We start from the raw sequence: 23,833 nt of genomic DNA on the forward strand, positions 1-23,833 counted from the left end.
AAATGTATTTAAATGAACGTTAAGTTCAAACATTGAAATGCTAATTTCCAAAATTATATCTTAATGTCATTCCTGAACGAATAGTTGTTTGTGGAAAAGCAGTAGAAATAGCATATTCTGAGAAGGTATAATCAAAATAGAATAAGCCTGTTAGGTTTTTACTAAACGCATATTCCGCGTTATATTTAAGCCCCCAAATAGTTTGCCCATTTGTAATTTGATTATTATCCAAATCCAAATAACGAATAATTGTTTTGTTATCTCTAACAGAAACATCAGCAGACATAATTAAATCAGACACGATTTTAGTTTTAGTACCAGTTAAATTTGAATTAAAAGTTACATCCTTAATACGATATCCTAAACCAACGACATATTCATTCCCTGATATTTCCGTCATTAAATTATTATCAAAACTTAATGACAACATTCTATCTTTTCTCATTTCTAACAAGACTCTAACCGAATTTTTCATTTCCATATCAAAACGGAATAATGGGCTAAACATCTCTGTTAGTGTTACACTACTATATAAATGTTCGCTTTTAAAGTTTCCTGCTTGATCTAAATCTTCATTTGGTTGCGAATCATAATCCAATCCATAATCAATACCATCAAAATCAAGATTAGTTCTAAACTGACCAATACTATAGCTTGAACGGTATCCATGTGTTAAAGAGAAACGTTTAAATTTTTTCTTAAACCATTTCATTTTCATGAAACCAGAATATTTAATATCCCAGTTTGGAATTGGTACATTTCTTAACGCTCCCAATTTAGTCTTCTTAGAATCTTGACCTGTGTAAGCACTTACAAACGCCGGTAGTAATACCTGTTGACTAGTTTTACCGAATCCTTTAGGATAACCATCTGCATCAACATCATCCGGGTCTGAACCGTTTTGAACAGCTAAACGTCGTGCTATTTCTAATCTATTTTCTCTAAAATCGTTAAATGCCTGAGATCCCGATTCATCACTTTTACCAAATGCTGTTGGTAAAGTAAATGATGAGATAATAAAGTTTCCATAAGTATTAGGTGTTAGTGATAAATACTCATCATTCTCAATACGGTAGTTTTCTGTATAGTTTTCGGCATACGTTCTAAACCCAACTAAATCAATTTTAAAATCATTAAACGGTTCTAAGTTTGCAGATAAATCTAATTGCTTTGTTTGGTTAGTTGTGTATTGTTGATTAAAATCTGGAAATACAGTTAACCATCCATTTCTTGCTGCTAAATCTCTAACATCACTTTGACTTCCTAAGGTATAACCTACCGTAGGTTTAGCTGTTCCGAAAAATCCAGGTGTCTGCAAGTAACCAGGCAAATACGTACCGTTAGTTTCACTATAAACTGCTTGTATTCTTTTTACTGAAGTTAATAAACCAATTCCAACATCACCAATTTTAGAACCAATACCACTACCCTTCTTTTTTGTAGTTGCCTCTGCTTTTCCTTTTGCAGTAGTTGGTGGCGCACTATTTCTAGAGCCTCTAGCAACTTTATTTGTTTTTCTTTTCTTCTTTGTAGTAATACCTAAATATTTATACAACTTATTCATGTCTAAAGTTGAATTAATATTATGTGTGTTTCCGTTAGAAATAGTGTTTCCTAGGTTGTACGTGTTACCATCATCCCCGACAAGGTTTCCAAATAAATCAGACCCTTTTTGCCATTGGAATAACCCTGAATAAGAATACGTCGCTCTAATAAAACTTAAAGTTGGAATTTTATTAAATGGCAACTCATAATTAATCCCTATTTGTTGTTGTTGACGATTTGGATCTCCAAAATCAAAGAAACCATCCCAAACATCTAATAACAAATCTGGTTCTCCATTAATAATATTGTCTTTAAAATAGTTTCTTACAATATTATTATTTGCTGAAGAATAAGTGACTTGAAGCGACTTTGTTAAACTCCAATTAACATTGTATTGATAATCAAATGTGTAATTTCTTCTGTACAATTCTTCTAATCCAATGTTACCTTCTGCTAAATCTAAATCTCTAAATTTTTGACGATTAAACTGTCTGCTTAAATCTGAATTTACTGTAAAACTAGATGGTAAGGCATTAAAGTTTAAATCTTTTAAGAACTTCCAATATTTACCTGTAAATAATGAATCATTTTTCTTGAAAGGCTCGATAATTTTAGGTTCAAAATTATAAGCATAATTAACACCTGCTCTTACTTGTTTATCAACAGCTCTTTCTATTTCAAAATCGCGATGTTCTAATTTATTATAAGAATAGTTTAATGTTAGATTTTCCACGTCATAGAAACGCGGTTTACTATCTCCAGTTCTAGATTTTTTAACCCCTATAAAGTTTATGCTTTTACGTTTAGTATATTCTTCTGACTGTTCTAGTATTTGCTCTCTTTCTAAACTGGTTTCGGCTTCAGCCAAACGCGTATCTAACTCGATATCCTCGTATTGCTGATCAAACTTAGGCGTTATAACCTCTACTCCTTGACCGTAACTGAATGGGATTTGAATTCCCCATTTTTTTGGTAATAACTGACCAACATTTACATTGGTTAATACATCGTATTGTTTTACATCTTCCAAACTACGCTCGCTTGGACCTTGACTAACACTACCAAATCCAGCTGTACTCATTCTACCCGTTGCACTAACACTTGCAAAATCTGCTAGTTGTGTATCTACTGTTACTATTGCTGCCCAACCGCCTTCGTTATCTAACTCTGATAAACGTAACTCATTAAACCAAACCTCTCCACATTGTACAACCTGTGTTCCGTTTTTTACACCAACCATTAAAGTCCTTACATCTCCAAAATTAGGATTTCCTTTAATAGCTACACGTTGTTGTCCTGTTACATATCCTCCATATTGGTCGGGTACTGGTAAAAGATCACTACCAACAACATCATAAAAATTAGCAGTACCATCTGCTAATGTTTGGTTAGTAATTCCTAAAGATTTAATACGTTGTAAAACTTCTAAATCAATATTTATCTCATTGGCTTCAGGCCAATATGCTTCTGCTGTCGCACCTCCATTATACACTTGTAATGGTACTTCTATTTGATAATAATTATCTGTTAAATCGTTACCCATTCTGATAAAACCTACTAAATCATTATCTGTTAAACCAGGTGTTTCTCCATCTCTAGCGTGCATAAACATACGTAGCTTTTTATACTGACGCATATCTATATTAATATTTTTAAATACGGCTCTAGAATCTTTAGCTTTTAAATCGCAAACATCAACAACAAGAGCTTGTTCGTTTTGTCTTACAATAGTGTTATTATTATTTAATCGTTCTGGAACAACACTAGGTGGCGACACATAACTTCCATCATTTTCTTGTGTACTAACTGCACCAACAGTAAAATCTGTATCATCAAAATCTAATGGCGTTGGCCCACCATCTAAGGCTAACTGGTAACGTCTCCAATCACTTCTAACTAACTCTAAAGAACCAAATCGTAAAGTTGTACTTTGATCAAACCCATTTAAATAAAGTCTTGTAAATCTAATAGAACGTAAATCCGTAATACCATTTACCACAAACTCATCATCCGTGCGGATCGGAATTCTAAACTGGTACCATTTTGGATATACTGTATCACCATTAGGTAATACTCTAGGGTTATTATTGTCTGTTACGTTTTTAGTATCAACAATATATTCGTTATCAATATTTAAAGTAGCAGGCGTTATTTCAACTTCATACTCAAAATAACTATCAATAGTATTCATTGTGTTATCTCTATTGACATCCTCTACATCTGGCTGAGTTGTAGACCCTCTATTGGTATCACTAAATGTATCTGGTGAGTTTCCATCTAATCCATTATACAATTTATACCTCTCAAATAAGTTACCATCTCCATTTAAATAGTAATTGTAATTATCGTTAGCAGGATCTGGCAGACCAGCAAAACCTGTTGGAAAATTAACAGCTTCCTCTGCATCATCATATCCATCAAACCCGACATCTTGATTAGTACGCTCTTGACCATTTGTATCAAATGCATAAATTAATGCTTGGTTTTGTGGCACTACAGATTGAAAATCTGTTTGTGGTAATAAACTAACGTTACCATCCTGAGGTAAACCGTTTTCATATTGTTTACGACCATCCTTTAGCACGTCTTCAGAAATATTTCCTAAATTAATAAATAATTTACCACCTTGATTTGACGCATTTTCTTGAAAAGGATCTTGTAACCAAAACTCGACATACTCAACATTAGCTTGTTCAAAATCTGTTGAAGTTATTTGACGCGTCACCCCTGCCCAACTTGCTGTTGGATTGGAGATTGTTCCACTTTCTGTTCCTGGCTCAAAATTATAAGGTCCACGTTCTTGTGGGTAATACGATAAATCTAATGTGTTTAAAACAGAGGTTTGTCCTTGTGCAATGTCTTGTTCAGGAAACAACTCATTAACAAAAACACGACTAGTATATAAACTAGACATATCGTCGTCTGAAATTCCTGAAGGACGCTGACTTCCATAAAAAATTGGATCAATAGTATACCAGTTAAGCATTGCTCTACCGTATCCGTTTTCGATACCATTATTATCAAAAGAACCAGTTCCATTTATATTTAGAGGTCTACTTGAAATGCTCCAAGATTGAGCAGACTTAAGATCTATTCCGTTTTGTGTTCCTTCAAAATCATCTATGTAAGCAGTTGCTTCACCATTAAAATCAGTACCTTTTGGAGCACCTGGCAACAAATAAGCAAAATCTCCTCTAACAGAAATGTTAGATGGCGCATCCGTATCAATATTTGGAAGTTTATTTACTAAGCGTGATAAAAATGGTAATTCTGAAGAAAAATTAGCATTCAACCCAAACATTGTATTATTGATAGGCTCGCTATTGTAATTTGCTTTTTGAGTAATTGGACGTTCATTTAAATTTAAATAAGTGGCTCCAACTACAAACTTTTCATTAAACTGATGTTCGACATTTAAACCTGTATAACGTTTTGTTTGTTGTCCAAAAATAGAATTGTTTTCAGTAGAAACTTGAATAGGAATGTTAGATGCTTTTAAACCTTCGTCAATTATATAAACACGTCCTAACTGATAATTTACTGTATAATCCTGTCCTTCTACTAATGTACGTCCTCCGGCAGTAACCTGAACAGATCCTCTTGGCACGTTAAATCCACCAATAGGAATCCCATCTCCACCCGAAGATTTATAACGTCCTTTTATTAAAAATTTATTTTTCTGACTTTCATCTAAGGCAGCTGTTTTAGTTGCTTTATATAGTAAATCATAAACATATTTTTCTTGATTGGCATTGGCATAAGTATCGCCCTCATAATCCGTCGCGTTATTTCCTGCATTAGAATCATTATCTAAAACATCAAATAAATAACGTCCAAAAGGCTCGACCTTGGTAAACACAATCTTACCATTTGTTGGTATTACTGTTATCCCTGAAACGAAGTCAAAAAATCCATCACCGTTAGTTTGCGGATCATTATTATAATTTAATCTATCAAAATTAAATAAACGTAATAATGTTGTTTGCTCAATTGCTTCTCCATTAAAATCGACTCCAAATGGTGTCCCTTCTACTGGAGTAATATAATTTAAAGGTGCAGATTCGTTATAAAATATATTAAGTTTAAAATCTTCTTGTGTTAATTGGTATGCGCCTGTGTCATACACGTTTTTCATCATCAAATCCCAAATAGGCTGAGAGACACTGGTAATACTACTTTTTAATAGTTTTAGTACTAAGGCGTTATTGGTAACGTTTATAACCTGACCTGAACTATCTACATCCACATCCGTTGCACCAATACCATCATTAGCAAATTCTCCAACTTGAAACACTTGCCCACCAACCGTATATTGGTATGCTACTGCTAAAACTTCGTCATTATTAAGACGTTGATTTAACGAAATATAACCCAACTGAGTATTTAAAGTAAATTCTTGTCCTTCAGTTAATTTTCTAGTGTTTTCTTGTTTAGCATAATCAAAACCTTCATTAAAACCTGAAATTGAAATACCATTTTGAACCGTAGCAATATCTCTTACTGCGTTATTTAATTGTGATCCAGCATTACCAATATTGGTTGGATCTAGACCGTTATTTCCGTTATCCGGAAATGCATTTGGACCACCCGTAATTGCAACGCCAGGATTACCCACAACACTAGTTTCTCCTAAATCTTGGAAAGCCACAAAGTTTCTTACATTTTCAGTACGATTACTTCTATTAGTTACCCAAGCTTCAATTCTTGTAATTTGAATATTATTATTTATAAAAGGATAATTCTCTAAAGCTTTATCATAATTATTACGGAAGTATTGTCCTAAGAAAAAGTGACGATTCTCATCATAATCTCTAATAAAAAACTCAAACTCATCAATAGTACCACCACCTTCAGCAGTTACAGATCTAGCGTCTGAACGTTGGTCAGAAAAGACTCCAGTAATAGTTGTTTTACCAAATTTTAATTGTGTTTTAACACCAAATAAACTTTGTGCTCCAGAAATTAAAGAGTTATTAATTGGCATACTAACGTTACCAACTTCAATTTTTTGAATAATATCATCCTCAGTAGGTGCGTATTCTAATTTAATTAAATTCTGAAAATCAAAAGTAGATTGTGTATCGTAGTTTGCATTAACTTGTAATCTAGACCCAACTTTACCTAACATACTTAAACTAATACGCTGGTCAAAATCAAAAGAAAAGTTACGTCTATTTCTGGGTGAAAATGAGGGATTATCTTGTTTTGTAAACAATACACCTAAATCCATTTCTACGGTACCTTGTGGTACTATTGAAATTGGACCTTCACCAAAAATACTTTCAAAAAAACTAGAGTTTACATAAAACTCAGGAATAAGATTTTTTTGAGCCTCTTCTGAGCCTCCTTTTTTACCTTCGTAAGCATCAATTTTATCTTTGTAATAGGCCTTTTGATTTTGTCTTGCAACTAAATCCTGATACTCCTGTGGTGATAAAATTACAGGGTAATTGATATTAAACTGTCCAACCGACTCTGTATAGATATAACGATCGGTTACCGGGTCATAAGTATATTTAGATTCAATACTAGTTGGGTTAGGCATATTAATAGTCCCAAGACTAAAGCCTGTACTAGTACTATCTTGCTCTGTTTGGTTATCGTCCTGTCCAAAAGACAAGGCAGACACTAACAATGCAAATGCAGTTAGAGAAAAATGTTTAAGGGATTTATAAAAACTAAGTTGAGCTGTCTTCAAAATATATTATAAATTTTTTAAGGCTAGTTTGATAATTGTTTCTACGTTAGCATCTGGTTGAGTCATGACAATTTTATCCACAACTTTTTCGGCTTGTTTTTTAACAAAACCAAGTACTTCTAAAGCTGATAACGCTTCATCTTTGCTTGTATTGTTCTTAGTAACAGAAACTTCATCAATATCATAGATTTTAAGAATCTTATCTTTTAAATCTATAATTACTCGTTGAGCAGTTTTTATTCCGATTCCTTTTATTGATTTAATTAATGCAACATCTTCGGTTGCTATCCCTTCTCTAATTTGTTTTGGTGTTAAAGAAGACAACATTGTTCGTGCAGTATTAGCACCAATACCGCTTACAGAAATAAGTAAGCGAAACAGCTCTCTTTCGGCTAAAGACGCAAAACCATATAATGTATGCGCATCTTCTCTAATTTGAAGATGCGTATATAATTTTAAAGCTTCTTGTTCCGGTATTTGAGAGTACGTATGCAAGGAAATGTTTAAAAAGTACCCAACACCATTACAATCAATAACGACATCCGTCGGATTTTTTTCTACTAATTTACCTTGTATATGTGTAATCATCCGTTTTTTTACTATTAAGCCTCCAAATGTAAGAAAATTATTTGTATCAAATAATGCTTCTATTTTTTAGCTTTTTGTTCTAACTTTTCTTTTTGCTGAGCATCAATAACCGCAATAGCTGTCATATTTACAATTTCATCCACGCTAGCATGTAATTGTAAAATATGCACTGGTTTGCGCATACCCATCATAATTGGACCAACTGATTCTGCCTTATTAAGTTCTTTTAATAACTTATATGTAATGTTAGCCGATTCTAAATTAGGGAAAATTAATGTATTAACCTTTTTTCCTGCAAGTTTAGAAAATGGAAAACTATCCATTAACATTTGACTGTTTAATGCAAAATCTGTTTGTAACTCTCCATCCACTAGTAAATCTGGATGTCTTTTGTGTAAATAAGACACGGCTTCTCTTACTTTAGTTGCCGTTTGATCTTTTGACGATCCAAAATTAGAATATGATGTCATAGCCATTACTGGCTCCATTCCAAACATTTTAACCACTTTTGCTGTCATTTGTGCAATCTTAGTTAAATCTTGCGCTGAAGGGTTAATGTTAATAGCGGTATCACTTAAAAACATTGGACCACGTTGCGTCATCATAACATTGGTAGTTGCAATTCTAGTAGAACCAGGTGCTAAACCAATCAGATCCAACATAGGTTTTACTACTGATGGGTAACTACGAGAATATCCAGAAATTAATGCATCTGCATCACCTTCGTTAACCATCATTGCAGCGTAATAATTACGCTCTCTCATTATTTTTTCTGCTAAAAGACTTGTAACACCTTTCCTTTTGTGTTGCTCCCAATAAATATTAGCATACTTATTTTTTTGTTCTAATTGTTCGTCAGACTTAGGATCAATAATCTCAACATCTGCGTCAAACTCTAATTCTTCTTTTAGACGTTCAATCTCATCCTTTCTTCCTAATAAAATCGGAATTGCAATTCCTTCTTCATAAACAATTTGAGCTGCTTTTAAAACATCTATTGAGTCTGCTTCTGTAAAAACAACACGTTTAGGGTCTAATTTTGCTCTGTTTAATAATAATCTTACAATTTTATTGTCATTACCTAATCTATCTAATAATTGCTCTTCGTATTTAGCCCAATCTTCAATAGGTTCTTTTGCTACTCCACTTTCCATTGCTGCTCGTGCTACTGCAGGAGGCACTGTTGCTATCAAACGTGGGTCAAAAGGTTTAGGTATAATATATTCTTTACTAAATGTCAAACGTGTTTCTCCGTAAGCAATGTTTACTTGTTCTGGAACTGCTTCTTTAGCTAAATCTGCTAACGCTTTTACAGCTGCCATTTTCATTGCTTCATTAATTTTAGTTGCTCTAACATCTAAAGCACCTCTAAAAATAAAAGGAAAACCTAACACGTTATTAACTTGATTAGGATGGTCACTTCTTCCTGTAGCCATGATAATATCCTTACGTGTTGCAATTGCTAAATCATATCCTATTTCTGGATCTGGATTAGCCATAGCAAATACAATAGGGTTTTTAGCCATTGCTAATAACATGGATGGACTAACAATGTCTGAAGTAGATAAACCAACAAAAACGTCTGCATCTACCATAGCCTCATCCAACGTATCAATTTTACGATGCGTTGCGAATTCTGCTTTTTGAGATGTTAAGTTATCGCGATCATTTCTAATCACACCTTTACTATCCAACATCACCACATTTTCGCGTTTTGCACCAAATGCCAAGTACAAACGCGTACAAGATATTGCTGCTGCACCTGCACCACTTACTACTATTTTTGCGTCTTCTATGCTCTTTTCTGAAAGCTCTAATGCATTTAATAATGCTGCTGCAGAAATAATTGCCGTTCCATGTTGATCATCATGCATTACAGGAATATCTAATTCCTCTTTTAAACGTCTTTCAATTTCAAAAGCTTCAGGCGCTTTAATATCTTCTAGATTAATTCCTCCAAAAGTTGGAGCAATCATTTTTACAGTTTGAATAAATTCCTCGATATTTTCTGTATCAACTTCAATATCAAAAACATCAATGTCTGCAAATATTTTAAAAAGCAATCCTTTACCTTCCATAACAGGTTTTGATGCTTCAGGACCAATATTTCCTAATCCCAAAACAGCTGTACCGTTAGATATAACTGCTACTAAATTTCCTTTTGCGGTATATTTATAAACGTTATTAACGTCTTTTTCTATTTCTAAACAGGGTTCTGCTACACCTGGAGAATATGCTAATGCTAAATCCCGTTGTGTTGCATATTTTTTTGTTGGAATAACTTCTATTTTACCAGGTTTTGGCTTTGCATGATATACTAAAGCTTCTCTGCGTTTGCTCTGTTTGCTCATAATTCCACTTTAAATTTTAGTGAATTACAAATGTAATGTTTTTAGAAGAAAAGAAGTTAGAAAAAAAGGGGTTTGAACGCAGTATATTTTATCCTAACGATTAACTATTTTAAAAAATCGATATTACGCTGTAATCCTGAAAACTTAGTGCGTTTAACTGCTGATTTTTGAAACACTTTTTGAAAAACATCTTCCGTAATCTCATCCCAATCCTTTTTAGTCATGTCTAACAATTCTGGGTGAGGATTAAAAAGAGGCTCACTATGTGGCTTAGAAAACTTATTCCATGGGCAAACATCCTGACACACATCACAACCAAACATCCAATCGTCAAATTGGCCTTTCATTGTGTTGGGTAATTGATCTTTAAGCTCAATTGTAAAATAACTAATACATTTACTACCATCTACAACATAAGGCTCTGTAATTGCTTGGGTAGGACAAGCATCAATGCAAGCAGTACACGTTCCACAATGATCAGAAACAATAGTATCATATTCTAGATCTAAATCAATAATTAGTTCGGCTATAAAATAAAAAGAACCGACTTTCTGTGTCAATAAATTACTATGCTTACCAATCCACCCTAAACCTGATTTTGCTGCCCAAGCTTTATCTAAAACGGGTGCAGAATCTACAAAAGCACGACCAGAAACTGCGCCTATTTCCGTTTGAATATAGTGCGTTAATTCTTTTAATTTAGATTTAATAACCTCATGATAGTCCTTACCATAGGCATATTTAGACAACTTGTAAGATTGATCTGATTGCTTTTGTTCTGGATAATAATTAAGAAGTAATGAGATTACAGATTTAGAATCATCAACCAAAAGGGTTGGATCTAATCGTTTATCAAAATGATTTTGCATGTAACTCATTTGTCCATGCATGTTATTATTTAACCACTTTTCTAATCTAGGAGCTTCAACTTCTAAAAACTCAGCTTTACTAATTCCACAAGACAAAAAACCCAAACGCTTAGCTTCAGATTTAATAAGTTGCGTGTATTTAGATCTATTATTAATCACTTAATCAATTATCTTTTTACAAATTTTAAAAACGCATTTTTTGGTTTAAGGGTAATTAAGGGTGTGATCTCAATAGCATCAATTTTGGGTTCTATTTTATACTTTTTAAGTAATTCTGTAACAGCAATAATCATTTCAAACATTGCAAAATTATTACCTATACATTTTCTTGGTCCCGCACCAAACGGAAAGTATTGGGCAGAAAATTGTCGTCCACCATCCGCGAATCGTTCTGGCATAAAATCAATTGCATTTTCCCATAACTTTGGATGCCTATGGATTTCGTAAACCGAAAATAACAAGTTACTTCCTGCTTCAAATTCCATATCATTAAAACTATCAGCTTCCACATTAACACGATCAATAAAATACGCCGGTGGATACAACCTCATGGACTCTTCTAATACTTGTTGACATACTTTAGACGAAGCAACACGCGTCATTAAATCCGCAGTATCTCCTCCTAACGCTTGCCATTCTTGATATATTTTATCTTGCCATTCTGGATGTTTAGCTAATAATTGGAATGTAAATGTTAAAGCATTAGATGTTGTTTCGTGACCTGCTGTAAAAATGATTAAAATTTCATCAATAAGCTGTGCTTCACTCATGCCTTTACCATCATCATATCTGGTTTCTAATAGCATGTCAAGCAAATCATCATAACGTTTACCAGACAATTTTCTTTCTGCGACAATCCCCTTTAAAATGTATCTAGCTTCTTCAGATAGTTTTAGATGTTTACTTAAAGCACCTCCAATTTTAAACCACCAAGCTAAATAAGGTTGTCGCAACTCTTTAACCAACATACGCTGATTAGCCTCCGTAATAAATTGAAGCCTATCCATATCCTTACTATTAGCAGCCTGAGTAAATAAAGATTTTACTACTGTTTGGAAAGCTAAATCATTAAGAATAGGAAATACATCTATAGTTTTACCAACCTCTATATTATCAAATTCTGATATAATAGTCTCTTGCATTCCGCTTAATAGATTCTGCAATTGCTTTTTATGAAAAGCGGGTTGCATCATTTTGCGTTGTACTTTCCATTTAGCACCTTCGGAAGTCAATAAACCTTCACCAACATACTTTACCAAATCTACAGTCTGTATTTTAGACTTAACATAGTTTTTTTGATTCTTCTGAAGGACATATTGTGCGAAAGCGGCGTCACGACAAAAGTGTATTTTTGTATTGAAACCAACGTTAAGCTTAAAAATATCTCCTTTTAATTGAAAGTTTCGATTATGAAAAGGTAATGGGTTTTTAAGAATTTCTAATGAATGCTTAATGAACTTTAATAATGATACTTCAGGTATATTTTTCATTTATTCTTTAATCTTAAAATCCCTTTTGATAACTCACGATATACTAAAACACATTCAAAGTACTATATTGGTTAAAACAACCCGCCTTGAATAGGGCCTTTAATTTTGCCCAAATGTTTATACGCTAATTCCGTGACCTCGCGACCACGTGGTGTACGCATAATAAACCCTTGTTGTATTAGAAAAGGTTCGTAAACCTCTTCAATGGTTTCTGTACTCTCGCTAACTGCAGTTGCAATAGTAGAGATTCCGACAGGACCTCCTTTAAACTTATCAATTATTGTAGATAGTATTTTATTATCCATTTCATCTAGACCGTAAGCATCCACATTAAGCGCTTCTAAACTATATCTAGCAATTTTAATATCAATACTACCATTACCCTTAATTTGTGCAAAATCACGAACGCGACGTAACAATGCATTAGCTATTCTAGGTGTCCCACGACTACGACCAGCAATTTCAATTGCAGCCTCCATAGATATAGGTACATTTAGTATTTCTGCACTACGTTGTATAATTGTAGTTAATAAATCTGTTTTATAGTATTGTAACCTACTTTGTATTCCAAAACGTGCACGCATTGGAGCTGTTAACAATCCTGATCTTGTCGTTGCACCAACTAAAGTAAATGGATTTAAATGAATTTGAACCGTCCTTGCGTTTGGGCCAGACTCAATCATTATATCAATTTTATAGTCCTCCATTGCGGAGTATAGATACTCTTCTACTATTGGACTTAATCTATGGATTTCATCAATAAACAAGACGTCTCTTTCATCCAAATTAGTTAGTAAACCTGCTAAATCTCCGGGTTTATCCAATACAGGACCAGAGGTTACTTTTATACCAACGCCTAACTCATTAGCTAATATATTAGCCAATGTCGTTTTCCCTAAGCCGGGAGGTCCATGAAATAAGGTGTGATCCAATGCTTCGTCTCGTGCAACTGCAGCTTGAACAAAAACTTGAAGATTCTCCAATACTTGATCTTGTCCAGTAAAGTCATCAAAGGATAATGGTCTTAATTGCTTTTCTACATCAAATTCTTCTGGTGTAAAATTTTCGTTGGTTGGATCTAGGTTATCGTTCATTAAATTATTGTTGGATTCTGATAGTGCAATCAGCTTAAACAAATATAAAGAAAAAGCCTTTCCGAATTATCAGAAAGGCTTTTCAATATTATAGATAGATTTAAAAATCTAATGTTGTAATTCTTCTTCTCCTTCTTTAAGAGGAACATTTTGAGGAACAAAATCTTCATCGTGTCCTGGTTTACTATAGTCATAAGACCATCTGTATACGTGAGGAATAGCTCCTGGCCAGTTACCATGAACATGCTCTACAGGAGTAGTCCACTCTAAAGTGTTAGATCTCCAAGGGTTTTGCTCTGCTTTCTTACCGTAAAAGATACTAGCAAAGAAATTGTAGATAAACACGATTTGGAAAATAGCTCCAATAATTGCAAAAATTGTAATTACTACGTTTACACTAGCTAAGTCATCAAACAATGGGAAGTTAGTGTTAGTATAGTAACGTCTTGGTAAACCTGCCATACCAATAAAGTGCATTGGGAAAAACACCCCGTAAGCACAAACAGCAGTTACCCAAAAGTGAACATAACCTAAGTTTTTGTTTAACATACGACCAAACATCTTAGGGAACCAATGGTAAACCCCTGCAAAGAAACCATATAGAGCAGATATACCCATCACTAAGTGGAAGTGAGCAATTACAAAATAAGTATCGTGTACGTTAATATCTAATGCACTATCACCTAAAATAATTCCAGTTAAACCACCTGTAATAAAAGTAGATACCAATCCTATTGAGAAAAGCATAGCTGGGTTCATCTGGAGGTTACCCTTCCAAAGTGTAGTAATATAATTAAATGATTTTACTGCTGACGGAATTGCAATTAATAAGGTTGTGAAAGTAAACACAGAACCTAAGAAAGGATTCATTCCTGAGATAAACATATGGTGACCCCAAACAATTGTAGATAAAAATGCAATTGCTATAATTGAAGCAATCATGGCACGGTATCCAAAAATTGGTTTACGTGAATTAGTTGCAATAATCTCTGAAGTAATACCTAATGCTGGTAATAATACAATATATACTTCTGGGTGACCCAAGAACCAAAATAAGTGCTCAAATAAAACTGGAGAACCACCTTGATAATGTAAAACTTCACCTTGAATAAATATATCTGATAAAAAGAATGACGTTCCAAAACTTCTATCCATTATTAACAATAATGCAGCAGATAATAAAACTGGGAAAGAAATAACCCCAATAATAGCTGTTACAAAAAATGCCCATATTGTTAAAGGTAGTCTAGTCATAGACATTCCTTTAGTACGTAAATTAATTACCGTTACAACATAATTTAAAGATCCTAATAAAGAAGATGCAATAAATATAGCCATAGAGACTAACCACATTGTCATACCTAAACCAGAACCCCCTTGAGCCATTGGTAATGCACTAAGTGGAGGATAAATTGTCCATCCAGCTGCAGCAGGACCTGCCTCAACAAAGAAAGAACATACCATAATAATACTAGATGTAAAAAACAACCAGTAAGATACCATGTTTAAGAATCCTGAAGCCATATCACGAGCTCCAATTTGCAATGGAATAAGTAAATTACTAAACGTACCACTTAAACCTGCTGTAAGTACAAAGAAAACCATGATAGTACCATGAATAGTAACTAATGCAAGATAGATATCTGCACTCATTACACCATCTGGTGCCCATTTTCCTAATAATGCTTTAAATAATGGATTTGACTCTTCAGGCCAAGCAATTTGCATACGCATCATGATTGACATTACTACAGCTATGATTCCCATTATAAGACCAGTAATTAAATACTGCTTAGCAATCATTTTATGATCCTGACTAAATATATACTTAGTTATGAATGTTTCTTTATGATGATGACCATGATCGTCATGTCCATGTTCTTCTACGTGTGCTGACATAATCTAAAAATCTTTAAATTGAATTTTTGTTCTTAATTTTTTACTAATGAATCTACGAAAAGCTTTTGTCCCTTCATCCATTCGTCGTACTCCTCTTGCGTTTCTACTATAATCTTCATTTGCATGTTATAGTGAGAAGTTCCACAAATTTTATTACAAAGTAATAAATAATCAAATGTGTAAGGTTCTAAACCTTCCTTACCTTCAGCAATTAAAGACTTGCTTTTACCTCTTCTGATCTCATTAATATTAAATACTTTCTCTTTCATTTCCTCTGTCTCACGCATATCAGCAGTCGTTACAGTAGGTGTAAATCCAAATTGAGTAATCATACCAGGAACACAATTCATTTGTGCTCTAAAGTGAGGCATATAAGCTGAGTGTAATACATCTTGAGAACGCATCTTGAACACTACAGGTTTACCAACAACCAAGTGTAGTTCTTTTACAATAACGTCATCTTGAGCATTAGGATCTGCTTCGTCAACACCTAATTCATTAGCTCTGTTGATATCAATTAATCTTACGTTAGCTTTTCCTAAAGCATTATCTGGTCCTGAATATCTCGCTTTCCAATTAAATTGTTGTGCATATAATTCAATAACCATTGGATCAGCTTCTTCGTCAATATTCATGATGCTATTCCAAGTAAATAAACCTTGAATAATTAAACCTGCTAAAACAATTACAGGTATAATAGTCCAAATAGCTTCTAACTTATTGTTATCTGCATAAAACAAAGCTTTTCTACCTTTTTCACCTTTGTATTTAAAAGCAAAATAATGTAATAAAAACTGAGTTACCGTTTGTACAAAGAAGATAACAATCATTGAAATGATCATTAAACTATCAATACCAGGTCCATGCTCTGAAGCAGAATTAGACATTAAAGGTAAATCTCCCCATTTAACAAAACACACGATTGTTATAACATAAATGAAGATTAAAAAACCTATCATTAAATAACCATTAATACGGTTGTCGTCGTCGTTTGCAACTTGATTATTTTCTGTTGTCTTTCCGACTTGAGTTAAATCAAAGATTTTAACCATTTGCCAAATTGCAACGAAAATAAATACTAAAACTAAAATTGATAATAAAGTCGTCATTGTTATCGTTCTTCTTTATTTAATTTTTATTAATAATGGAAGTTTTCACTTTCTTTAATGAAAGGGTTTCCTTTAGGCACTAAAGATTGTTTTGAAATAGCGTAGAATACTATAAACATGAATAAACCTGCAAATAATAACACTGCACCAATTTCTGGCATACCTATAAACCATCTATCTCCAACTGTAGCCGGCATAATCATATTAAAAATATCAATATAATGCCCTGCTAATATTACTACACCTGCCATGATTACAAACCAAGACACACGCTTAAAGTCACTATTCATTAATAATAATAATGGGAACAAGAAATTCATTGCCACCATACCAAAGAATGGTAAGTTATAGTCTTCAATTCTTGTAATAAAGTAAGTTACTTCCTCAGGTATGTTAGAATACCAGATTAACATAAATTGAGAGAACCATAAGTACGTCCAGAAAATACTAAATCCAAACATGAACTTAGCTAAATCATGAATATGACTATTGTTAACGTTAGGTAATAATCCTTTAGATTTTAAATATATAGTAATCATTGCCATTACTGTTACAGCACATACTAACATACCAGCTAACACATACCATCCAAATAATGTAGAGAACCAGTGTGGGTCAACACTCATAATCCAATCCCAAGACATCATAGACTCTGTGTATAAAAAGAATACTAAAAATGCTGCTGATATACGGAAATTATTGACAAAATAACGAGTATCACCTGCTGGAGCATCATCTTGAGCTAATGAGAATTTACGAGAAAAGTATCTATAAACTGACCATCCTGTAATAAAAATTAGAGCTCTAATTACAAAACCTGTTGTATTTAACCATCCTGATTTACCAGCTACTAATTTATCATAATCAGCACTCTCTGGATTAACCATATCAGGATTCATCCAAACAAAAATATGATCTCCAGAAATAACTGCTATTGCTACTACAATTAATGCACCAGGTAATAAATAATAAGTAATACCTTCCATCACTCTAAATAACAAAGGTGACCAACCAGCCTGAGCTGCTTGCTGAATAGCATAAAAAGCTAAAGCTCCTAAAGCAATCATCATAAAGAAAAATGCTGCAATATAAAGTGCCGAATAGGGCCTGTTATGAATTTGGTGCATTACATGTTCTGCGTGAGCATCACCATGATCAACCTCTGTATGACCAGCTTCAGCGTGGTCATTAGTAGCATGAGCATCACCGTGAGCAACGCTTTCAGTAGCATGAGTATCTGCAACAGCGTGCGCGTCTCCGTGTCCACCATGACTCGCTTCTTCAGCTAACATAATTTTCACATCATCTTGTGTAACATGATGTGATGTATAATAACCTGTTCCCCATAGTATTGCTCCTACCACGATTAAGGCAAGTGATACTATTTTTAGTCTATTTGAAAGTGTGTACATATCTGTATATAAACTTTATCTAAATCTTATTTTTCTAGGTCTCCCTTTAATTTCATAACGTAAGCAACTACTTGCCAGCGTTCTTCTTCGCTTAAAAAATTAGCGTAAGATCCCATCGAGTTTTTACCATAATACATAACATGGTAAATACTACCTACATTTATTGCTCTACCTGCGTCATCATAACTAGGGACTCCAAGAATTTTTTCTCTCTTCACTAAGTTACCTTGACCGTTACCTTTGTTACCATGACAAATACCACAGTAAATAGTGTATAATTCTTTAGCTCTTGGCTCATCAAACTGAGTTGAATCTAAAGGTGATACTAATTCAGCCTTAGCTAAATTATAACCAGAAACATCGCTAGAATATTCAAAAGGTGTATAACCTCTAGGAATTGAACCATCGACTGGTAATTGTGCTTCAACACCATTTGCAAATGCATTTGACTCTTGGTAAGCTTCGTATCCAACAGATTCATACATGTTTGGCATGTATTGGTAATTTGGACGCGCACTATTATTACAAGAAGTAAACGATACTGCTATTAATGCTATGATTGTTATTTTAATTAAATGCTTCATTATATCTAATTAATGTGCTTTATCTACTATGTTAATTTCTACCGCTCCAGTTTGACCTAATAAACTTTCTAATTCATTTTGGTTTCCAGTAACGGAGATTTCCATTAAAAAATGATCATCTGTAGTTCTTGGATCTGGATTTTCAGCGTTTTTAAATGGCCACATTTTACTTCTTAAGTAGAATGTTATAACCATTAAATGGGCTGCAAAAAATACTGTAAGTTCAAACATGATTGGTACAAATGCCGGCATGTTTTCTAGGTAACTAAAACTAGGTTTCCCACCAATATCTTGTGGCCAGTCTTCAATCATGATAAAATTCATCATTAATGTGGCTACAGTTAAACCAACGCAACCATACATAAATGCACAAATTGCTAAACGTGTTGGAGCTAATCCCATTGCCTTGTCTAGTCCGTGAACTGGAAAAGGTGTATAAACTTCGTCAATATGATACTTTGCAGCTTTGACTTGCTTAACTGCATTCATTAACACATCGTCATCGTTATAAATAGCGTGAATTACTTTTGAAGCTTCCATATGCTACTTTAAATTATTAGTTTCTTTATTATTCACTACTGACGTTCTAGCATCAGCTCCTGTCCCTACTAAACTATCACCTCTTTCTCTGATAGCTTTATAATTATCACCAGAAGACTTTAATATAGTCTTAACCTCTGCTTGTGCTATTACTGGGAAAGTACGAGAGTACAATAAGAATAGTACAAAGAAAAACCCTATTGTTCCGATAAAAATTCCAATATCAACAAATGTTGGTGAGAACATTGTCCAAGAAGAAGGTAAGTAATCTCTGTGTAGTGATGTAACGATAATTACAAAACGTTCAAACCACATTCCGATATTTACAACTATCGAAATAGCGAAAGAGAACATAATACTTGTACGTAATTTTTTAAACCACATAAACTGAGGTGAAAATACATTACAAGACATCATTGCCCAATATGCCCATGCATAAGGTCCCGTTGCTCTGTTTAAGAAAGCGTATTGCTCATACTCTACACCAGAATACCATGCAACAAATAACTCAGTTATGTATGCAACACCTACTATAGACCCAGTAAGCATAATTACAATATTCATTAACTCGATATGTTGTACAGTAATATAGTCCTCTAAGTTACATACTTTTCTCATAATGATAAGTAGTGTATTTACCATTGCAAAACCAGAGAATACAGCACCTGCCACGAAATATGGAGGGAATATAGTTGTATGCCATCCAGGTATTACTGAAGTAGCAAAATCAAAAGATACAATTGTGTGTACTGATAATACTAATGGTGTCGCTAATCCTGCAAGCACTAAAGATACTTCTTCAAAACGTTGCCAGTCTTTTGCACGACCTGTCCATCCAAAACTTAATAAGCTATAAATTTTCTTTTGAAAAGGTTTAACAGCTCTATCACGTAACATTGCAAAATCTGGTAATAAACCTGTCCACCAGAATACTAATGATACCGATAAATAAGTAGAAATTGCGAAAACATCCCAAAGTAGAGGAGAGTTAAAGTTTACCCATAACGAACCAAATTGGTTTGGTATTGGTAATACCCAATATGCTAACCATGGACGACCCATATGAATAATTGGAAATAAACCTGCTTGAACTACAGAGAAAATTGTCATGGCTTCCGCAGAACGGTTAATAGCCATTCTCCATTTTTGACGGAATAATAAAAGTACTGCAGAAATTAATGTTCCTGCGTGACCAATACCAACCCACCAAACGAAGTTAGTAATATCCCAAGCCCAGTTTACTGTTCTGTTTAAACCCCAAGTTCCAATACCTGTTGAAACGGTATAAATAATACAACCTATTCCCCAAAGAAAAGCTACAAGTGCGATAGAGAATACAATCCACCACTGTTTGTTAGCCTTACCTTCTACAGGAGCTGCGATATCTACAGTTACATCGTGGTAAGATTTCTCACCGGTAACCAAAGGTCTTCTAATAGGTGCTTCGTAATGAGACGCCATAATCCTTTATAATTGTTTATTAATTAATCCTTTTTATGCTTCTTTCGTGTTTCTCACTTTAGTATGGTACTGCACATTAGGCTTAGTACCAACACTTTCTAATAAGTGATACATACGATCGTCTTTTAAAAGTTTTGCAACTTTACTTTCCTTATCATTGATGTCACCAAAAATCATTGCTCCATTACCACAAGCGGCAGAACAAGCTGTTTGGAACTCACCATCCTTAATCTCACGTCCATCACGTTTAGCGTCTAGAATAGTCTTTTGTGTTTTTTGAATACACATAGAACATTTTTCCATTACACCACGAGAACGAACCGTAACATCAGGGTTAATTACCATACGACCTAAATCATTGTTCATGTGGTAATCAAACTCGTCATTTCCATTGTATAAGAACCAGTTAAAACGTCTTACTTTATACGGACAGTTGTTTGCACAATATCTTGTACCAACACATCTGTTGTATGCCATATGGTTTTGACCTTGTCTACCGTGCGCTGTAGCAGCTACAGGACAAACAGTCTCACATGGTGCATGATTACAATGTTGACACATTACGGGTTGAAATGCTACTTGTGGATTATCTGCAGGATCTTCTAATTCTCCAAAACCTCCTAAAGAACCGTTATCTCCAAATAAACCAGAGAACCCTTCTTTTTTAGCATCATCTTCAGCAAATGTATCTTCTGATGAGTAATATCTATCAATACGCAACCAGTGCATATCACGACTACGTCTAATTTCTTCTTTACCTACTACTGGCACGTTGTTTTCAGCGTGACAAGCAATAACACATGATCCACAACCTGTACAAGCATTTAAGTCTATTGAAAGATTAAAGTGATGTCCAATTGAACGATCAAATTCATCCCATAAATCTACTTCTGGAGACGTTACCGGAGTTTCTTCGTGGTTTAAAGATACCATTGGTATTTTATTCCAACCATGCTTATGATCTTGACTATCATAAGTATTAAAAACCTCTAATGTCGTTTCCTTTATAATATCTCCACGTCCCATTAAAGTATTCTGTAACTGTACACATGCAAATTCATGCATTCCAGTTGCAGGCTCAATAGATACACTTTGAACTGTATTGAAATCGTTATATAGTGTAAACGCGTTAACACCCGTTTTCATTTCGTCTTTAAGACCTGAAGTCCTACCGTAACCAAACGCTAATCCTACAGTTCCTTTTGCTTGACCTGGTTGGATAATTGCTGGTACAGTCAACGCTTCAGAACCGTTAACATTTAAAGTAACATAACTACCATTTAAAGCTCCTGTAGAATCGTTTTCATTAACAATTCCCCAAGCTTCTGCATCTGACTTAGATACCGTTAAGTAGTTATCCCATGATGTTCTTGTAATAGGGTCAGGAAACTCTTGTAACCAAGGGTTATTTGCTTGTTGACCATCACCCATTCCTGTTTTAGAATACAATGTCAACTCTACACCTGTACCTTTTGCTGAACTAGCTAAAGTCCTAGCAGCATTGCTAGAAGGCACTTCATCTATTTCTACCTCCTCAGAAACAACATCTGTAGCAGTATTGTTGCTTACAAAAATTCCATCATGTAACGCTTGATTGTAAGATCCACCATTAAGGATAGATTCTTTCCAAGTTGTTTTGATAAACTCATTTAATGCCACTGCATTTCCAGTCCACTTTAATAAAGTGTCTTGAAACTGTCTTGTATCAAATAATGGTCTTATTGTTGGTTGCATTAAAGCAAAGTGACCTTTCTTTAATTCAACATCACCCCAAGACTCTAAATAATGTGGTGCTGCTGCTATATATTGTACTAAACCAGCAGTTTCATCTTCTTTAGAAGTAAACGCAACTGATAACGTCGTATTTTTTAAACCTTCTGCAAAATCGTTAGCATTAGGTAATGTATACATTGGATTAACACCGCTCATGATAACTGCACCTACTTTACCTGCTTTCATATCAGCAATTAAAGTTTGAACATCTTTATTGTTACCTTGACGTGTTTTAATAGGTGTTTTAGGATCAAATGCCTTACTTCCTAACTTTGCATTTATTTCTAAAACAACAGTTTGAGCATTTACATCTTGAATACCTGTTACTACAACACCATTACTACCAGCTTTAATCAACTCAGAAGCAGTTTTTTGAACAGCCTCTTTAATTTTAGCAGGCAAGTCATTTGTATTGACTGAACCTCCTACGATTAAACTATGTAATTGTGCTAAAACTAATTTTTGTTGTGTTGGCGTTAATGGAACACGTTTATCAGCGTTTGCACCTGATATAGACATATTAGATTCAAACTGAATATGACGTGACATTTTTCCATGCGCTGGAATTCTTTTTTTAGAATATCCAGAATCAAATCCACCTCCTTGCCAATCTCCTAAGAAATCTGCTCCCACAGATACTACAGTCATAGCTTTTGAAAAATCGTAGTTAGCTAAACCTCTCTCACCATATTTTGCTTGGTAAGCATCTAAAGCAGCAGACTCTGAAACAGCATCATAAACCACATGGTTTACATTACCGTATTTAGCAGTAAATTCTGCAACTAATTTAGATGTTGATGGACTAGCGTAAGTTTGAGTTAACAAAACGATTTGTTTTCCTGAATCTTTCAAACTGTTTAAAGCTTGTGTTGTTTCAGAATCAAAATCTGACCATGAAATAGCGTTTCCACCTTTCATCGGACCTTGTACTCTTGTACTATCATATAAATCTAAAACTGAAGCATTTACTCTAGCATTTGCATGACCATTGGTTGCAGCTAAAGTATTGTTTTCAATTTTAATTGGACGACCTTCTCGAGTCTTAACTAAAACACTTGCAAAATCAAATCCGTTAGCAATAGTTGTTGCATAATAATTAGCAACACCAGGTACTATTCTGTCCGGTTGCACCACATAAGGGATAGACTTAACTACTGGTCCCTCGCAGGCTGCTAATGATGCAGCAGCTGTACTAAAACCAACATACTTTAAGAAATCACGACGTGTTGTTGAAGAAGCTTCTAATGTATCCTTATCACCTAAGAACTCATCAGTAGGAATTTCTTGAACAAATTCGTTTTGTTTTAGCGTCTCAACAATAGAGCTATCTTTTAGCTCCTCAACACTTTTCCAGTATTTCTTGTTTGATGACATATTATATAATTGAATTTATTTCTTTATTAATTATTTTCAAGTTTTC

General features: G+C 34.1%; 13 protein-coding genes. All 13 read right to left on the bottom strand.

Annotation, left to right across the window (positions count from 1 at the left end; genetic code table 11):
• Positions 1 to 40: 40 nt before the first annotated feature.
• The gene (sov, locus tag BMZ09_RS00115; RefSeq protein WP_090836380.1) at positions 41 to 7,243 is read right to left on the bottom strand and encodes a T9SS outer membrane translocon Sov/SprA; all 7,203 of its coding nucleotides are present in this window, start codon (positions 7,241 to 7,243) and stop codon (positions 41 to 43) included.
• Between the two features lie 6 nt (positions 7,244 to 7,249).
• Positions 7,250 to 7,831 carry a Holliday junction branch migration protein RuvA gene (ruvA, locus tag BMZ09_RS00120; RefSeq protein ID WP_090836382.1) on the bottom strand — a complete coding sequence of 194 codons (582 nt, stop codon included), beginning with the start codon at positions 7,829 to 7,831 and terminating at the stop codon, positions 7,250 to 7,252.
• A gap of 59 nt (positions 7,832 to 7,890) precedes the next feature.
• On the bottom strand, positions 7,891 to 10,182 hold the full coding sequence (locus BMZ09_RS00125; RefSeq protein WP_090836384.1) for an NADP-dependent malic enzyme: 2,292 nt from the start codon (positions 10,180 to 10,182) through the stop codon (positions 7,891 to 7,893).
• A 104-nt stretch (positions 10,183 to 10,286) separates the two neighbouring features.
• Positions 10,287 to 11,210 (bottom strand): tRNA epoxyqueuosine(34) reductase QueG, encoded by a 924-nt coding sequence (gene queG / locus BMZ09_RS00130; protein WP_090836386.1) that lies wholly within the window; start codon positions 11,208 to 11,210, stop codon positions 10,287 to 10,289.
• A gap of 8 nt (positions 11,211 to 11,218) precedes the next feature.
• Positions 11,219 to 12,541 carry a cytochrome P450 gene (locus tag BMZ09_RS00135; RefSeq protein WP_090836388.1) on the bottom strand — a complete coding sequence of 441 codons (1,323 nt, stop codon included), beginning with the start codon at positions 12,539 to 12,541 and terminating at the stop codon, positions 11,219 to 11,221.
• Positions 12,542 to 12,612: 71 nt separating this feature from the next.
• A complete protein-coding gene (ruvB, locus tag BMZ09_RS00140; RefSeq protein WP_090836390.1) occupies positions 12,613 to 13,635 on the bottom strand; it encodes a Holliday junction branch migration DNA helicase RuvB in 1,023 nt (340 codons plus the stop codon).
• A 108-nt stretch (positions 13,636 to 13,743) separates the two neighbouring features.
• Entirely contained in the window at positions 13,744 to 15,534 is a 1,791-nt protein-coding gene (locus BMZ09_RS00145; protein WP_090836392.1) for a cytochrome c oxidase subunit I, read from the bottom strand.
• Between the two features lie 32 nt (positions 15,535 to 15,566).
• Positions 15,567 to 16,643: a cytochrome c oxidase subunit II gene (locus tag BMZ09_RS00150; protein ID WP_090836394.1), complete on the bottom strand. Its 1,077-nt coding sequence runs from the start codon at positions 16,641 to 16,643 to the stop codon at positions 15,567 to 15,569.
• Between the two features lie 29 nt (positions 16,644 to 16,672).
• Positions 16,673 to 18,055, bottom strand: a complete 1,383-nt coding sequence (locus BMZ09_RS00155) for a quinol:cytochrome C oxidoreductase (RefSeq protein WP_090836396.1) — start codon at positions 18,053 to 18,055, stop codon at positions 16,673 to 16,675.
• A gap of 26 nt (positions 18,056 to 18,081) precedes the next feature.
• Entirely contained in the window at positions 18,082 to 18,639 is a 558-nt protein-coding gene (locus BMZ09_RS00160) for a c-type cytochrome (RefSeq protein ID WP_177183488.1), read from the bottom strand.
• 9 nt (positions 18,640 to 18,648) lie between these two features.
• On the bottom strand, positions 18,649 to 19,179 hold the full coding sequence (locus BMZ09_RS00165; protein ID WP_090836398.1) for a DUF3341 domain-containing protein: 531 nt from the start codon (positions 19,177 to 19,179) through the stop codon (positions 18,649 to 18,651).
• A gap of 3 nt (positions 19,180 to 19,182) precedes the next feature.
• Complete coding sequence (gene nrfD, locus BMZ09_RS00170) at positions 19,183 to 20,640, bottom strand: NrfD/PsrC family molybdoenzyme membrane anchor subunit (RefSeq protein WP_090836400.1); 1,458 nt, start codon at positions 20,638 to 20,640, stop codon at positions 19,183 to 19,185.
• A gap of 33 nt (positions 20,641 to 20,673) precedes the next feature.
• The gene (locus BMZ09_RS00175) at positions 20,674 to 23,787 is read right to left on the bottom strand and encodes a TAT-variant-translocated molybdopterin oxidoreductase (RefSeq protein ID WP_090836402.1); all 3,114 of its coding nucleotides are present in this window, start codon (positions 23,785 to 23,787) and stop codon (positions 20,674 to 20,676) included.
• Positions 23,788 to 23,833 lie beyond the last annotated feature (46 nt).

This window comes from Olleya namhaensis (genome assembly GCF_900114005.1).
In the GTDB taxonomy this organism is placed as follows: Bacteria; Bacteroidota; Bacteroidia; order Flavobacteriales; family Flavobacteriaceae; genus Olleya; species Olleya namhaensis.

Coding starts and splice junctions, on each gene's coding strand:
- ruvA (WP_090836382.1), bottom strand. CDS start 7,831: ATGATTACACATATACAAGGTAAATTAGTAGAAAAAAATCCGACGGAT.
- ruvB (WP_090836390.1), bottom strand. CDS start 13,635: ATGAACGATAACCTAGATCCAACCAACGAAAATTTTACACCAGAAGAA.
- BMZ09_RS00175 (WP_090836402.1), bottom strand. CDS start 23,787: ATGTCATCAAACAAGAAATACTGGAAAAGTGTTGAGGAGCTAAAAGAT.
- BMZ09_RS00135 (WP_090836388.1), bottom strand. CDS start 12,541: ATGAAAAATATACCTGAAGTATCATTATTAAAGTTCATTAAGCATTCA.
- BMZ09_RS00150 (WP_090836394.1), bottom strand. CDS start 16,643: ATGACGACTTTATTATCAATTTTAGTTTTAGTATTTATTTTCGTTGCA.
- BMZ09_RS00165 (WP_090836398.1), bottom strand. CDS start 19,179: ATGGAAGCTTCAAAAGTAATTCACGCTATTTATAACGATGACGATGTG.
- BMZ09_RS00160 (WP_177183488.1), bottom strand. CDS start 18,639: ATGAAGCATTTAATTAAAATAACAATCATAGCATTAATAGCAGTATCG.
- nrfD (WP_090836400.1), bottom strand. CDS start 20,640: ATGGCGTCTCATTACGAAGCACCTATTAGAAGACCTTTGGTTACCGGT.
- BMZ09_RS00155 (WP_090836396.1), bottom strand. CDS start 18,055: ATGTACACACTTTCAAATAGACTAAAAATAGTATCACTTGCCTTAATC.
- BMZ09_RS00145 (WP_090836392.1), bottom strand. CDS start 15,534: ATGTCAGCACACGTAGAAGAACATGGACATGACGATCATGGTCATCAT.
- BMZ09_RS00125 (WP_090836384.1), bottom strand. CDS start 10,182: ATGAGCAAACAGAGCAAACGCAGAGAAGCTTTAGTATATCATGCAAAG.